13 protein-coding genes are annotated in these 13,639 nt (G+C 71.2%); 5 read left to right on the forward strand and 8 right to left on the reverse strand.

What is annotated here, in order from left to right:
* Positions 1–8: 8 nt before the first annotated feature.
* Complete coding sequence (locus tag EOT10_RS00565) at positions 9–815, reverse strand: 2-keto-4-pentenoate hydratase (RefSeq protein WP_127826009.1); 807 nt, start codon at positions 813–815, stop codon at positions 9–11.
* Positions 816–886: 71 nt separating this feature from the next.
* On the opposite strand from EOT10_RS00565, the gene EOT10_RS00570 reads away from it, so the two are divergent.
* Positions 887–1,636 carry an IclR family transcriptional regulator gene (locus EOT10_RS00570; RefSeq protein WP_127826010.1) on the forward strand — a complete coding sequence of 250 codons (750 nt, stop codon included), beginning with the start codon at positions 887–889 and terminating at the stop codon, positions 1,634–1,636.
* Between the two features lie 27 nt (positions 1,637–1,663).
* Here EOT10_RS00570 and EOT10_RS00575 read toward each other — a convergent pair whose 3' ends face one another.
* From EOT10_RS00575 to EOT10_RS00590, 4 genes are read right to left on the reverse strand one after another with little or no spacing between them, the layout of a single operon-like run.
* Complete coding sequence (locus EOT10_RS00575; protein ID WP_127826011.1) at positions 1,664–2,947, reverse strand: FAD-dependent oxidoreductase; 1,284 nt, start codon at positions 2,945–2,947, stop codon at positions 1,664–1,666.
* A 40-nt stretch (positions 2,948–2,987) separates the two neighbouring features.
* Positions 2,988–3,716 carry a maleylpyruvate isomerase family mycothiol-dependent enzyme gene (locus EOT10_RS00580; RefSeq protein ID WP_127826012.1) on the reverse strand — a complete coding sequence of 243 codons (729 nt, stop codon included), beginning with the start codon at positions 3,714–3,716 and terminating at the stop codon, positions 2,988–2,990.
* Entirely contained in the window at positions 3,713–4,540 is an 828-nt protein-coding gene (locus tag EOT10_RS00585; RefSeq protein WP_127826013.1) for a fumarylacetoacetate hydrolase family protein, read from the reverse strand. Before EOT10_RS00585 ends, EOT10_RS00580 begins: the two co-directional genes overlap by 4 nt.
* A 2-nt stretch (positions 4,541–4,542) precedes the next feature.
* A complete protein-coding gene (locus EOT10_RS00590; RefSeq protein WP_127826014.1) occupies positions 4,543–5,712 on the reverse strand; it encodes a cupin domain-containing protein in 1,170 nt (389 codons plus the stop codon).
* A 75-nt stretch (positions 5,713–5,787) separates the two neighbouring features.
* Here EOT10_RS00590 and EOT10_RS00595 point away from each other — a divergent pair, with 75 nt between their 5' ends.
* Positions 5,788–6,567 (forward strand): IclR family transcriptional regulator, encoded by a 780-nt coding sequence (locus EOT10_RS00595; protein WP_127826015.1) that lies wholly within the window; start codon positions 5,788–5,790, stop codon positions 6,565–6,567.
* A 105-nt stretch (positions 6,568–6,672) separates the two neighbouring features.
* On the opposite strand, the gene EOT10_RS00600 is transcribed toward EOT10_RS00595, so the two are convergent.
* Genes EOT10_RS00600 through EOT10_RS00610 form a run of 3 tightly spaced genes read right to left on the reverse strand, consistent with a single transcriptional unit; the run spans position 6,673 to position 10,019 of the window.
* Positions 6,673–7,518 carry an alpha/beta fold hydrolase gene (locus tag EOT10_RS00600; protein WP_127826016.1) on the reverse strand — a complete coding sequence of 282 codons (846 nt, stop codon included), beginning with the start codon at positions 7,516–7,518 and terminating at the stop codon, positions 6,673–6,675.
* On the reverse strand, positions 7,518–8,450 hold the full coding sequence (locus tag EOT10_RS00605; RefSeq protein ID WP_127826017.1) for a VOC family protein: 933 nt from the start codon (positions 8,448–8,450) through the stop codon (positions 7,518–7,520). The genes EOT10_RS00600 and EOT10_RS00605 overlap by 1 nt, the downstream gene beginning before the upstream one ends.
* 24 nt (positions 8,451–8,474) lie before the next feature.
* Positions 8,475–10,019 carry an FAD-dependent monooxygenase gene (locus EOT10_RS00610; protein WP_127826018.1) on the reverse strand — a complete coding sequence of 515 codons (1,545 nt, stop codon included), beginning with the start codon at positions 10,017–10,019 and terminating at the stop codon, positions 8,475–8,477.
* A gap of 238 nt (positions 10,020–10,257) precedes the next feature.
* Here EOT10_RS00610 and EOT10_RS00615 point away from each other — a divergent pair, with 238 nt between their 5' ends.
* The 3 genes from EOT10_RS00615 to EOT10_RS00625 all read left to right on the forward strand — a co-directional run bounded on the left by EOT10_RS00615 (position 10,258) and on the right by EOT10_RS00625 (position 13,546).
* Positions 10,258–10,908 carry a TetR/AcrR family transcriptional regulator gene (locus tag EOT10_RS00615; protein ID WP_127826684.1) on the forward strand — a complete coding sequence of 217 codons (651 nt, stop codon included), beginning with the start codon at positions 10,258–10,260 and terminating at the stop codon, positions 10,906–10,908.
* Between the two features lie 303 nt (positions 10,909–11,211).
* Positions 11,212–12,615 carry a C4-dicarboxylate transporter DctA gene (gene dctA, locus EOT10_RS00620; RefSeq protein ID WP_127826019.1) on the forward strand — a complete coding sequence of 468 codons (1,404 nt, stop codon included), beginning with the start codon at positions 11,212–11,214 and terminating at the stop codon, positions 12,613–12,615.
* A gap of 22 nt (positions 12,616–12,637) precedes the next feature.
* On the forward strand, positions 12,638–13,546 hold the full coding sequence (locus EOT10_RS00625; protein WP_127826020.1) for a LysR family transcriptional regulator: 909 nt from the start codon (positions 12,638–12,640) through the stop codon (positions 13,544–13,546).
* The last annotated feature ends 93 nt before the right edge of the window (positions 13,547–13,639 follow it).

A 13,639-nucleotide genomic window follows, 5' to 3' on the forward strand; every position in this document is an offset into this window, starting at 1 on the left:
GTCGCTCCTTACGCGGAGAAGGTGACCGACACCGAGCCGAGGCCGGTGACGGTGGCGTGGACCGTGGCGCCCGGCGTCACGGGACGCATCGGGCCGAGGGCGCCGGACAGGACGACCTGGCCCGCGCGGAGCGGCTCGCCGAGGTCGCGCGCCTGACGGGCGAGCCAGACGACGGCCTCCACCGGGTCGCCGAGGCAGGCGGCGCCGGTGCCGGTGGACACGGTCTCGCCGTCGACGGTCATGGTCATCTCGGCCGCGACGGGGTCGAAGCCGGTCAGCGGGACGCGCCGGGTGCCGAGGACGTAGGCGCCGGCCGAGGCGTTGTCGGCGACCGTGTCACCGAAGCTGATGTCCCAGTCGGCCACGCGGCTGCCACAGATCTCGATCGCGGCGACCGCGTGGTCGATCGCCTCGCGCACCTGGGCGGCGTCGAGGGGACCCTCGGCCAGGTCGGCCCCGAGCACGAAGGCGATCTCGGCCTCGATCCGCGGCTGGAGGACCGCGTCGGCCGGCACGACCGAGCCGTCGGCGTACTCCATGTCGTCGAAGAGGAAACCGAAGTCGGGCTGGTCGACGCCGAGTTGCCGCTGCACGGCCTCGGAGGTCAGGCCGATCTTCCGGCCCGCGACCGTGGCACCGGCCGCGATCCGCTCGGCGGTGAGCGACTGCTGCACGGCGTACGCGGCCTTCACGTCGTCGCGGCCGATGAGGTCACGCACGGGGGAGACGGGGGTGCCGGTGGCGGCGGCCTCGCGGAGCCGGGCCGCGGCGGCGGCGATGCTGTCGTCGCCGACAGGGGGATGGTTCTGGGGCATGTCGTCCAATCTGCGGTACGGGGTGGGGCGGGCTCCATGGCGGCGTTCCACTCAGCGGTACGCTCTTTTCCATGGAGGACAGCGACACCGTCCTGGGCAAGGCACTGGCGATCCTGCGGGCGTTCGGCCCGGCCGATTCCGTGCTTCCGCTCGCCGAGCTGGTGCGGCGTACGGGCCTCGCCAAGGGCACCGCCCACCGCGTCGCCGGGGACCTGGTCCACCACCGGCTGCTCGACAAGACCGACCACGGCTACCGGCTCTCCGGCGGCCTCTTCGAACTCGGCCTGCGCGCCGCCACCGAACGCACCCTCCTCGAAATGGCGATGCCGTTCCTCCAGGACCTCTACGAGCGCACCCACGAGACCGTGCACCTGGGCGTGCGCGAGGGCCACGAGGTCGTGTACGTCGCCAAGATCGGCGGACACCGCCAGGCCAGCTCACCCTCCCGCACCGGCGGGCGGATGCCGTTGCACTGCACGGCGATCGGCAAGGTGCTGCTGGCCTACGCGAGCGAGGACGAGCAGACCGCGGTCCTCACTGCCCCGCTCGAACGCCGTACGGCGCACACGGTGATCGCCCCGGGCCTGCTGCGCCGACAGCTCGTGAACGCCGTCGAGACGGGGGTCGCCTACGAACGCGAGGAGTCGACCCTGGGTCTGCTCTGCGTCGCCGCGCCGGTCCTGGCGCCGGACGGCCTGACCGCGATCGCGGGCATCAGCGTGGCCGGCCCGACCGGGCGCTTCCGCCCCGAGTCGCACGCGAACGCGGTGCGCGCGGCGGCGACGGGCCTGGGGTCGACCCTGGCCCGCCGCCGTCCCTGAACACCGCCGTCCCTGAGGACTGTCCGGTCAGGCCACCGGCTGTTCGACGGTCGCCGAGGAGAGCGGGATCGGCGTGAACATCTCGGGCTCCTCGGCCGGCGTCAGCGCGGTCGGACCGTACACCCAGTCGGTGAAGGAGTAGTCGCGGGCGTCGCGCGCCCGCATGATCGCGTTGCGCCGAAGCCGTGCCTCCCCGTCGAGGTGCCACAGTTCGCCCCACGCCCGGGCCGTCGTCTGCACCCGCCGGCAGTGCTCCACCCGCACCGCCTCGTACGCGGCCAGCGCGCCGTCCCAGTCCGGATCGGCGAGGGAAGGGGCGGCCCCGGCCAGTCGGGCGTAGTGCCGCGCGAGCACCCAGCCGTCCTCGATCGCCATGATCGCGCCCTGCGCCATGTACTGGAGCGGCGGGTGCGCGGCGTCGCCGAGCAGGGCGATGCGGCCGTGCACCCAGGTCTCGACCGGCTCGCGGTCGAACATCCGCCACCAGCGGTCCCGCCACATCAGTGGGATGCCCTTGCGGACGGTGTCGCAGGTGCCTTCGAACGCGGCGTCCAGCTCGTCGGGAGTGCCCCAGTCCTCCTGGCCCGCCAGGGCCTTGGGCGACTCGAACACGGCGACCTGGTTGAACATCTCGCCGCCGCGCAGGGCGTACTGGACGAAGTGGCAGCCGGGACCGACGTACACGGTGACGTCGTCCTCGGCGATGCCGTTGTCCTTGACCTGCTCGATCGGGACGGCCGCACGGTAGGCGACGTACGAGGAGTTGACCACCTCGTCGCCGATCAGCGCGCGGCGGGCGACGGAGTGCAGCCCGTCGGCCGCGACGACCAGCGGGGCGGACTCGGTCCGGCCGTCCTGGAGCAGGACCCGGGCGCCGCCCTCGACGTTCTCGTAGCCCACGACGACCTGGTTGTTGAGCAGCTCGACACCGGCGCGCTCGCAGGCGCGCAGGAAGATGCCGTGCAGGTCGCTGCGGTGGATGACCATGTACGGGAAGCCGTAACGGCGTTCGAGGTCGCGCAGGTCCAGCCGCGTCAGCTCCCGGGCGTCGAGCGCGTCCCGCATCACCATGTTCTCCGGGACGACGCCCAGCGACGTGGCCTCGTCGAGCAGGCCGTACTCGGCGAGGATGCGGGTGCAGTTCGGGGCGATCTGCAGGCCCGCGCCCACCTCGCCGTACTCCGGGGCCTGTTCGAGGACGCGTACCCGCAGGCCCTGGCGGGACAGGGCGTAGGCGGTGCTGAGGCCGCCGATGCCGCCGCCGACCACCAGGACGTCGGGCTGTCCGGCAGGCGTGGGTTCAGGGTTCATGTGCTGTTCCTTGCGTGTGCGGGGCGGGGCGGGCCCCGGATCAGAGCCAGGCGGCAAGGGCGGGGGCGGGGGAGCCGTCCGCTGCGCGGAGGCCGGCGTCCCGTCCGGTGAGGTAGGCGGTGATGGCGTGCAGTTCACCGGTGACCTCGACGGGCTCGCCGTCGCCGGGCAGCTCCCAGGCGCCGCCGGCCGAAGCCTTCAGGGTCACCGCCGGGCCGGGCGCGGCGGCGCGCTTGGCGGCGACGTCGTCGCACAGGGCGGCGAGGAAGCCGGCCGGCAGCTCGGCGAAGGAGACACCGGTCGCCAGGTCTACGGCGTGGACGCACACTTCGCGCGAGCGCATCCAGGGCAGTTCGGTGGCGGGGACGGTGCGGCCCTGGGCGGTGACGACGTCGTGCCGCCACTGCTCGTCGGTGAGCCGGTCCATCCGCGCCTCCAGCGCGTCCGCCGAGCGGCGCAGCCAGGCGGTCAGCTCGGCGGCGGGCAGGGCGCGCCCGCGCTCGATGCCGGCGGCGCGCTCCTCGGGCGAGGCGTACATCGGGGTGGGTTCGCCGGTGGCGGCCCAGTGGACCAGGTTCGACAGGGCCTCGGCGTTGGCGGCCACATGAGCGGCGACGTGGGCGCGGGTCCACCCGGGCAGTGCGGTCGGCGCCGCGTAACCGGTGTCGTCGAGTCCCGCGACGGCGTCGGAGATCAGCTCGGCGCCGATCAGGGCCCAGCGGCGGGCGTCTTCGAAGGTGCGGGGGCTCGTGGGGGTGCTGTTCGTCATGCTGCGACCACCTTGTTGACGCAGGCGCCGAGACCGGTGATCTCGGTGGTGACGCTCTGGCCGGGGAGCAGGAAGACCTTGGGGTCGCGGGCGTTGCCGACGCCGGCCGGGGTGCCGGTGGCGATGATGTCGCCCGGACGCAGGGTGATGACGGTGGAGATGTACTGGACCAGGAACACCGGGTCGAAGAGGAGGGTGCCGGTGTCGTCCTGCTGCATGGTCTGGCCGGCAACGACCGTCTCGACCTTCAGGGCGGGGCGGACGCCACCGACCTCGTCAGGGGTGACGACGTACGGGCCGACCGGGGTGGTCGCCTCCCAGATCTTGCCCTGGGTCCACTCGATGGTGCGGAACTGCCAGTCGCGCGCCGAGATGTCGTTCATGACGGTGAACCCGGCGATGGCGTCGGCGGCCTGCCGCTCGTCGGCGCGGCGCACCTGCTTGCCGATCACGACGGCGAGTTCGACCTCCCAGTCGAGGGCGTCGGTCTCGGCCGGCTTGACGATGTCGTCGTGCGCGCCGAGCAGGGTGTCGGCGAACTTAGGGAAGAGGGTGGGGTAGTTGGGCAGGTCCCGGCCCATCTCCTTGATGTGGTTGGTGTAGTTGTGACCGACGCAGATGACCTTGGAGGGGTTGGGCACGACGGGCGCGAAGTCGGCGTCCGCGACCGGGTAGGTGGTTCCCGACGCGGCGGCGGCCTTGGCCTGCCAGTCGTCCTCGGCGAACAGTTCGCGCAGGTCGGCGTACCCGAGGTCGACGTGGACCTCGCCGTCGAGGCGGACCGCGCGGGTGCCGTTGGCGGTGCGGAGGGTGGCGAGCTTCATGGTTACGCGTCCTTCTCGGTACGACGGGTGTGGTGGAGCTGGAGCGCCTCGAAGACGGGCGCGTCGGAGAAGCGGAAGAGGTCCAGGGCGCCCGAGTCGGAGTCGGTCGTGCCGGCCTCGGACCGGGCGGAGAACGGCTCCCAGGACGGGACGACGAACAGGTCGCCGCGGCTGACCGTCCAGGACTTATCGCCGACGGTCACCACCCCGGAGCCGTCGAAGACCTGGTGGACGGAGGACCCGGTCTCGCGCACGGGCGCGGTCTCGGCGCCCCGGGCGATCCGGTGGAACTCGGCGCGGATCGTCGGCAGGACGTCGGAGCCGTCGTGCGGGTTGGAGTAGCGGACCGCGGCGTGCCCGGGTTCGACGGTGCCGCCGAACCCCTCCTTCTCCAGGAGCAGTTGGTCGCGCAGGGCGGCGTCGGTGTACTCCCACTTGTACGAGAGCAGCGGGCTGCCCGGGGTGGTGGGAGCGGCCGAGAGGGGGCGCAGGCCCGGGTGGGCCCACAGGCGTTCGGAGCGGGACCGCTCCGGCGTGATCCGCTCCGCGTCGCTGATCTCGTCGCGGCCGAACTCGAAGAACTGCGCCTCGGTGACGTACTGGAAGGGGATGTCCAGGCCGTCGATCCAGGCCATCGGCTCGGAGGTGGCGTTGTGGTGGGCGTGCCAGTTCCAGCCCGCCTGGGGGAGGAAGTCGCCGCGGTTCATCGGTACGGGGTCGCCGCCGACGACCGTCCACACGCCCGAGCCCTCGACGACGAAGCGGAAGGCGTGCTGGGTGTGGCGGTGCTCGGGCGCGTCCTCACCTGGCATCAGGTACTGGATCGCCGCCCACAGCGTCGGGGTGGCGAACGGCCGCCCGCCGAGGGAGGGGTTGGCCAGCGCGATGGCGCGGCGCTCGCCGCCGCGGCCGACCGGGACGAGGTCGCCGGCCTGCGCCGCGAGCTCCCGCAGCCGGTCCCAGCGCCACAGGTGAGGGACGGCGCGCGAGCGGGGGTGGGCCGGCATCAGGTCGCCGATCTCGGTCCACAGCGGGACGAGCAGCTCGTTCTCGAAGCCCCGGTACAGCTCTTCGAGCGCCGGGGTGACCTCGGGCTGCCCCTGTGCGGCGACGGCCTGCAGCCGCACCGGGGAGCCCGAGGCGATGTCATGGGCGGGAGAGGAGGGAGTCACGGGTTCAGCGTGCGCCGTTCCTCTCTGAAGAGCATATAGATTCTGGAGAGCAGAACCGTTCTCCAGGAGTACGTCATGGACAAGCCGCTCAAGACCCCGCCGCCCTACCCCATCGCCAGCGTGGACCACGCGCTGCGGGCGGCGACCATCCTGCAGCTGGAGGGCAGTGCGAGCGTGTCGCAGATCGCAGAGCGCCTCGGCGTCGCGCGGTCCACGGCCCACCGCATCCTGGCGATGCTGGTCTACCGGGACTTCGCCGTGCAGGGCGAGGACCGCGACTACCGCGCCGGCCCGGTCCTCGAACTGGCCTCGCACTCCCAGTCCCAGGTCTCCCGGCTGCGCGCCGCGGCCCTCCCGCATCTGCACCGGATCGTCGACCTCCTCGACGAGACCGCGAACCTGACCGTGCGGACCGGGGACACCGTGCGGTTCATCGCCAGCGTCGAGTGCGGGCAGGCCCTGCGGGTCGGCTCCCGGGAGGGCATGGTCTTCCCGGCACACCGCACCACGGCGGGCCTGCTGCTCCTCGCCGAGCTCTCCGACACGGAGCTGGACGAGGTGTACGCGGCCGAGCGGTACGGGGAGCGCGCGGCCGACCGCCCCGACCTCGACCGGCTGCGGGCGGAACTGGGGCGGCTGCGGAGCAACGGGTTCGCCGTCAACCGGGGCCGGTCCGAGCGCGGCCTGGCCGCCGTCGGCGTACCGGTGCGCGACCGGGACGGCACCGCGCTGGCCGGCCTGTCGGTGTCCCTGCCCAGCGTGCGCTACGACCCACACCGCCTGAGGTCGCTGGTCGCCACCCTTGAAGCGGCGGCGCGCGCCCTGGAACGGGACTTCGCCGAGGAGGGCTCCTGACACGCGAAAAGGGCCTGTACGAGACAGTCGCCGACGCGCGGCGGTGTCTCGTACAGGCCCTTGGAGCCTCGGAGTCTCGGAGCTTTGGAGCCTCGGAGTCGGACGTCAGTTGTTGGCGACGAAGTCGATGACCAGCCGGTTGAACTCGTCGGCGTGCTCGATCATCGCCCAGTGTCCGCAGTGGTTGAGGACCACGAGACGGCTGTCCGGGATGTTGGCGAGCAGGGACAGCGAGGTCTCGTACGAGACGACACGGTCGTCGCGGCCGTGGATCAGCAGGGTCGGCACCTGGATCGTCGGCAGCAGCTCCGGCTTGACCCACTTGGGCAGCGGCGCGCCCTGGGGCAGGCCGTCCACGTAGTTGCGCAGATGCTCGGGGCGGGCCAGTGCGGCGTCCGAACGGGCCTTGCACAGTTCGGGCGTGGCGAAGCGGGCCTTGTCGTAGACCATGATCTCGACGAGCCGGCGCATGTTCTCCGGGCTGGCGTCGTGGTACGCCTCGATCAGGACCTTGAGGCCCTCGGACGGGCCGCCGCCGGGGCCGAAGAGGGTGGGAAGCTTGCCGACCGGCGGGCCCATGGTGATCAGGTGGGAGATCCGCTCGGGGTGTTCGGTGGCCAGCCGGAGCGAGGTCTGGCCGCCCATGGAGTTGCCGACGAAGGCGGCCTTGTCGATCCCGAGGGCGTCCAGGAACTGGATCGCGGCCTCGACGTGGTCGAGCCGGTCGACGGTGGCGGCGTCCGACTCGCCCCAGCCCGGCATGTCGACCGCGTACACGTGGAAGTGCGCGGCGAGGGCCTCGATGTTGCCGGCGAAGTTGCTCCAGCCGGTGGCCCCGGGGCCGCTGCCGTGCAGCAGGACGACCGGGTGGCCGGCGCCCGCCTCGTAGTAGCGGAGTTTCCAGTCGGCGGTCTCGACGGTGCGGGCGATGTCCTGCGGGTCGATGCTCATCAGTGCTTCTCTTCCATGGGGTTCGGGGCGGCGGCCAGCAGCTCGGCGACGACGCCCGGCGGGCGGTGGCCCCAGCTGTGCAGCCGGTCGAGCGTCTTCACCTCCCAGGTCTCGTCGTCGATGATCAGCCCGCCCCAGCCGTACTCGACGCTGAAGTCGGACGGCGTGAGGACGTAGAAGCTGAACATGTGGTCGTTCGGGTGCATGCCGAGCGTCATCTCGAACGGCTGCTTGGCGTCCATGCACCGGTCGTAGGCCAGGCCGACATCGCGTATGTCGTCGACCTCGACCATGAAGTGGTGGGTCTTCTTCGGCGACGGCATGTCCCCGAAGGCGACGGTGTGGTGGCGGCCGTTGCAGTGCAGGAAGATCAGGTCGGCGACGACGCCCGGGGCGAGCTCCTCGACGATGATGTCGCTGACCTTGAAGCCGAGCAGGTCGATGTAGAAGCCCAGGTAGGTCTCGCGGGAGACGCCGTGGGCCATCAGGACCTGGTGGCCCGCGCCGCCGGCGCCGGTCACGAAGCCGCCGAGCAGCGACGCCGACTCGAACGGGGTGGCGGCGTCGGCCAGGCCGGTGACCAGCTCGATCCGGTTGCCCATCGGGTCGGCGGTGACGAAGATCCGGTCCACCTTGCGGGCGGCGGCGAGCGCCGCGTCGCCCTCGGCGACCTCGGCACCGGCCGCCCGCAGCCGCTCGACCAGCGCGTCGAGCGCGTCCGCGCCCTCGACCTCGTAACCGGTGGCCACCAGGTCGTCGGCCGGGCCCTGCGTGACGACCCAGCGGTGGGCCTTCTCGTCGGTACGCAGCGTGAAGCCGCCCTCGGTCTTCTCGCCGAGCTGCATGCCGAGCAGGGCGACACCGAAGTGCTCCCAGTCGGCGAGGCTGCTCACCTCGTAGACGACGTACCCGAGTTCCTTGACACCAGACAAGACGTTCTCCTTGGTCACAATCGATCAGAGGGTGGGCACGGCGAGGCCGTGGGTGTCGGCGGCGGCGACGAAGCGGTCCGGGCGAACCGCGATGACGCCGGCGCCGTACCGGCGCATCCAGGGCAGGACGACCTCGTCCAGGTCGACGAGCTCGTGCGGCCCCTGGGTGTGCGCGGTCTTCGGGCGCACCGCGCGGTAGTGGGCGCCGAGCGCGTCCCAGCCGGCCTTCTCCTCGGCCGACAGCAGCGTCGCCGGGTCGACGTCGTCGCCGAGCAGCACGAAGTGGTGGCCGAGGAGCTCGTCCAGGCGGGCCATCCGGCCGGCGGTGTCACCGGCGACCGGCTGCGGGATCATGCGGCCGATGACGCTTGCGTCGCCGGTCTCGCCGCGCATCCAGCCGCCCGCGAGGACCGGCGGCGCGGTGAGCGGCGGCTCGAACGGGGTGACCGTGTTCTCGGGCACCGCGTTCATCGCGGCCTGCTCCTCCTCGGAGACCTCCTGCTTGATCACCCGGCCGAGGCCGATCGCGAGGGCGGTGTAGAAGGCGGCGTTGGGCCGCCGCTCCGCCTCGTAGGTGTCGAGCCAGCCCTCCGGCAGCTCGCCCTTGAGTACGCGGGCGAGTTTCCAGCCCAGGTTGTGGGCGTCGCGCATGCCGGTCTGCATGCCGGCGCCGGCCCACGGCGGCATCAGGTGCGCCGCGTCGCCGGCCAGGAACACGCGTCCTCGGCGGAAGGTGTCGGCCATGCGGACGTGGTGCTGGTAGAAGGCGTGCTGGTGGATCTCGACGTCGTCCTCGCTGACACCGAGCGCCTTGAGCAGCGGCCAGAGCTCGGCGCTCGTCGGGTAGTCCGCCGGGGTCTCGTCGGGCTTGAGCGGGATCTCCCACCGGTGGTTGCCCGCGGACAGGGCGATGTCGACGACTTGGCGCTCCTTGTCGGACCAGAAGGTCAGGAAGTCGCGGTCGGGCCACCAGCGCTTGACGTGGCAGTCGACGACGACCCAGGTGACGTCGTCGGTGTCGCCGAGCAGCGTGCAGCCGATCCGGCCGCGGGTGGCGCTGCTGCCGCCGTCGGCGCCGATCGCGTACCGGGCGCGGGTGGTGCGGGTGACGCCGTCGGCGGTCGAGGTGACCGTGACGCCGTCGGCGTCCTGCTCGATGCCGGTGACCTCGTCGCCGTAGTGGACGGTGACCAGGTCGGCGTACCGGTCCTGGACGGCCGCGCGCAGCTCGGCCTCCATCGTCGGCTGGTAGATGTTGTAGAAGCGCGGGGTGCGGCCGAGGGTGGACGGCGGGTGCTCGATCCGCATGATCTCGGTGCGGTCGTAGGTCATCCAGCGCAGGGCCCGCTGTGGGTCGATCACCTTCTCGAGGCGCTCGTCGACGCCGAGGTCCTGGAAGATCCGCATCGTCCAGTCGTTCACCGTCACCGCACGGGCCCGGGGGTAGATGTCCCGGTCCCGTTCGAGAGCGATGGCGGAGATGCCGTGTCGGGCGAGGGTGAGTGCGGCGATCACACCGGTCGGGCCATACCCGACAATCACGACATCCGCGTCGTAGTTCTTGGTCATGCGCTGGCTCCGTGGGTCAGGCTCGAACGCGGAGATGGAGAAGTTCTGGACCGATCGCAGTTTTGGACCGATCGGTCGGTACGATTGTGAAAGTAGCAGCGCACCTCCGCGGCACGTCAAGAGATGCCGGGCAGGAAATTTCGGAATCCGACGAGAGGGGGTGGCGGCGGCGAGCGCCGGCCGGCCGGTCCTGGCGGGCGCGCGCGAACCGGCCTCGCCTAGACTCCGGGAGGTGGAAATGATCGAGCCGCCCGCGCCGGAGACACGAACCAACCGCCGGGGCCGCCGGTCACGGCAGGAGATCCTTGACGCGGCCGCCCGCGTGATGTCCGTACGCGGCTACGCCGGAACGCCGATGTCGGTGCTCGCCAAGGAGACCGGCCTGCCGAAGAGCGCCTTCTACCACCACTTCGAATCCAAGGCCGGGCTGCTCGCGGCGGTCATGGAGCAGGGTGCGCACGCCTTCTTCGCCGCCATGCGCGAAGCGCACCGCAACCCGCCCGCGGAGGGCAGCCCCCGTGACCTGCTCCGCTGGTACATGCGCCGGACGGGCGACGTCATGGAGAACGGCGAGGAATTCCTGCGCCTGCTGCTCGTGCTGGTGATGAGCCGCGAGGCGGCGGAGGCCCCGGAGGCGCTGCGGACCGTGATCGCGGTCCGCGACGAGGGGCGCGCCTACATGGCGCACATGATCAGCGCGTCCTTCATGAGCGCGGGCGAGGAGGTCGCCGACAAGATCGGTCAGGCCCTCGCCCCCTTCGGGATGGCAGGCTACGACGGCGCGTTCGTCGCCCTCCAGTCCGAAGGCGGCCAGTCCGTCTCGGTGTGGATGGACCAGCTCGCCGACTCCCTCGCCTCACTCGGCGAGGCGATCGCCACCGCTGGCTGACGAGGCCGGCTCGGCAGCGACGTGGCCGACTTTCCGGGGGGCGGCCAAAGAGCTTTCAATGAGGGCAAGTTGACGATCATGAGCGGGTATGACGGCCCGTAGCGCGGCCAGCTGCTGCGCAGCAGCCGACCGCACACGGCGGAATGCGAAAGCCTCACGCCCGTGACGCACGCGAGGGAACGGGCAGTTGGGCGACCGCTCATAGGTTGCGCCTATCCGGGGCATCGGTTTTTGGTCGTGGACCCCTCCGTATGCGACCGGCTTCACTGACGCGTTATCAGCCGTGCCCGGATGGAGGTTGCAATGACGCACACCCCGGTTGAAGCCGCAGGTGGCACAGAGGTGTTGAAGGGCAGACCCTGGTACCGGCAGTTGTACGTGCAGGTGCTGGTGGCCATCGTCGTCGGCGTCGTGCTCGGCTGGCGGTGGCCGGATCTGGGCACCTCGATGGAGCCGATCGGCACGACGTTCGTCACGGCGATGAAGATGCTCATCGGTCCCATCGTGTTCCTGACCGTCATCGGCGGCATCGCCGGCGTCGCCGACCTGAAGAAGGTGGGCCGTACCGGCGTCAAAGCGCTCGCCTACTTCCAGATCGGCACCATCGTGGCGCTCGGCGCCGGCCTGGTCGCCATCAACCTCTTCCCGCTCGGCGAGGGTGTGCACGCGAAGGTCGGCGACCTGGACACCTCGGGTGACGCGGGCCAGTACATCGCTACGGGGGAGCAGCGGCACTGGTGGGAGTTCCTCACCAACCTCGTCCCGAAGAGCTTCTTCGGCGCGTTCGTGGAAGGCGACATCCTCCAGGTCATCTTCCTCGCCGTGATCTTCGGTGTCGCGCTGAAGATGGTCGGCAAGGCCGGTGAGCCGGTCATCGCGTCGGTCAACCGCCTGACGGAGGTCGTGTTCAAGGTCCTGTCGTTCGTCATGAAGGCAGCCCCGCTGGGCGCCTTCGGGGCCATGGCCTTCGCGATCGGCAAATTCGGCCTGTCCACCCTGACGAGCCTCGGCTCGCTGATCCTCCTCTTCTACGTCACCTCGATCACCTTCGTAGTGGTCGTGCTGGGTGCCGTGCTGGCCGCTTACGTAAAGCTCAACATCTTCCAGCTGCTGCGGTACCTCAAGGAGGAACTGCTGCTGGTACTCGGCACGTCGACGGCCGAGCCCGCGCTGCCGGGGCTGATGCGCAAGCTGCAGTTCATGGGCGTCGACCGGCCCACCGTCGGTCTCGTCGTACCGACCGGCTACAGCTTCAACCTCGACGGGGCGGCGATCTACCTCTCGCTGGCCACCCTCTACATCGCCCAGGCCACGGACACGTCGTTGTCCGTAGGCCAGCAACTCGGGCTGCTGGCGGTGATGCTGCTGACGTCCAAGGGGGCGGCCGGTGTGGCCGGCGGCGGGTTCATCGCACTGACGGCGACGCTGTCGACCGTCGGCCATGTCCCGGCCGCGGGCATCATGCTCGTGTTCGGCATCGACAAGTTCATGTCCGAGTGCCGGGCCCTGGTCAACTTCTGCGGCAACGCGGTCGCCACCTTGTTCGTCGCCCGCTGGGAGAACGCCCTGGATCTGGAACGGGCTGGTCGTGTTCTGGCGGGGGAGGGGGGCCAGGTGGACCTCTCGGGCATGGAGGACGCGGCGAGCGCGGAGGATGCGGAGGGTGCGGAGGTTCCGGGACCGCGGCTCGATAGGTTGCCCCGGTGACACGGGGTTGAGGAGGCAGGGGTTGGACGCCCGGCAGTTGCAGTACTTCCTCGCCATCGTGGAGCACGGCGGTTTCAGCAAGGCCGCCGCCGCGCTCCACGTGGCGCAGCCGTCGCTGTCCCAGGCGATGGCCAACCTGGAGGCGGATCTGGGGGTTTCGCTCTTCCACCGCATGGGCCGGGGCGTCGTCCTCAGCGAAGCCGGGGCCCAGCTTCTGGAGCCGAGCCGCCGCGTCCTGCGCGATCTGGACGCCGTACGCGCGCGTGCGGCGGATCTGGCCGGTCTGGGCCGCGGCACGGTGGAGGTGGCCGCCATGCCGTCGCCCGGCATCGAGCCGCTGACCACGCTGATCCACCGGTTCGCCGAGCTGCATCCCGCCGTCACGATCAGCACCCGGGCCGCCTTCACTCCGGAGGAGACCGTCGAACTAGTCCGAAGCGGCGCCTGTGAGTTGGGGCTGCTGGGTGCGGCCCGGCCCGTGACCGCCGCGGGCATCGAGGTCCTGCCGGTGGAGGACCAGCCGTTCGTCGTCGTGTCCGCGGCCGGCGGGGGTTTCGAGGACGGGGGTGTCCTGCGCCCCGAGGATCTGGCCGGGTGCAAGCTGATCGCCTCCCGGCAGGGCAGCCTGATGCGCACCATCGTCGACGACATCACCGCTCGCAGCGGGAGCACGGAGATCGTCGCCGTCGTGGACCACCGCACCTCCATCCTGCCGCTGGTGCTCACCGGCGTGGGCATCGCCGTACTGCCGGCCGCCTGGACCCGGCTGGCCCGCCGCTGCGGACTGGCGGTCGCCTCGCTCGCGCCGACCGCCCACCTCCACGTCGCGATGATCAGCCTGCCCGACCACCTGACCCCTGGTGCGCGGGCGTTCCTCGACCTGACCAAGGCGCTGGCCGCGCGGCGGGCGGCGCGGGACGCGCAGGAGTGAGTGACGGGGCGAGCCGTGAGCTGTGATGCCCGTGCCGCGAGCCGCTCGCCGCACCGATCGACCCTCCCTATGAGTCGTATCGGAAGCAGGTCT

It is taken from the genome of Streptomyces antnestii (assembly GCF_004005495.1).
Classification (GTDB): Bacteria; Actinomycetota; Actinomycetes; order Streptomycetales; family Streptomycetaceae; genus Streptomyces; species Streptomyces antnestii.

Bases quoted from the DNA above. Each gene is read 5' to 3' on its own strand.
- EOT10_RS00565 (WP_127826009.1), bottom strand. From the start codon at position 815: ATGCCCCAGAACCATCCCCCTGTCGGCGACGACAGCATCGCCGCCGCC.
- EOT10_RS00570 (WP_127826010.1), top strand. From the start codon at position 887: ATGGAGGACAGCGACACCGTCCTGGGCAAGGCACTGGCGATCCTGCGG.
- EOT10_RS00575 (WP_127826011.1), bottom strand. From the start codon at position 2,947: ATGAACCCTGAACCCACGCCTGCCGGACAGCCCGACGTCCTGGTGGTC.
- EOT10_RS00580 (WP_127826012.1), bottom strand. From the start codon at position 3,716: ATGACGAACAGCACCCCCACGAGCCCCCGCACCTTCGAAGACGCCCGC.
- EOT10_RS00585 (WP_127826013.1), bottom strand. From the start codon at position 4,540: ATGAAGCTCGCCACCCTCCGCACCGCCAACGGCACCCGCGCGGTCCGC.
- EOT10_RS00595 (WP_127826015.1), top strand. From the start codon at position 5,788: ATGGACAAGCCGCTCAAGACCCCGCCGCCCTACCCCATCGCCAGCGTG.
- EOT10_RS00600 (WP_127826016.1), bottom strand. From the start codon at position 7,518: ATGAGCATCGACCCGCAGGACATCGCCCGCACCGTCGAGACCGCCGAC.
- EOT10_RS00610 (WP_127826018.1), bottom strand. From the start codon at position 10,019: ATGACCAAGAACTACGACGCGGATGTCGTGATTGTCGGGTATGGCCCG.
- EOT10_RS00615 (WP_127826684.1), top strand. From the start codon at position 10,258: ATGATCGAGCCGCCCGCGCCGGAGACACGAACCAACCGCCGGGGCCGC.
- dctA (WP_127826019.1), top strand. From the start codon at position 11,212: ATGACGCACACCCCGGTTGAAGCCGCAGGTGGCACAGAGGTGTTGAAG.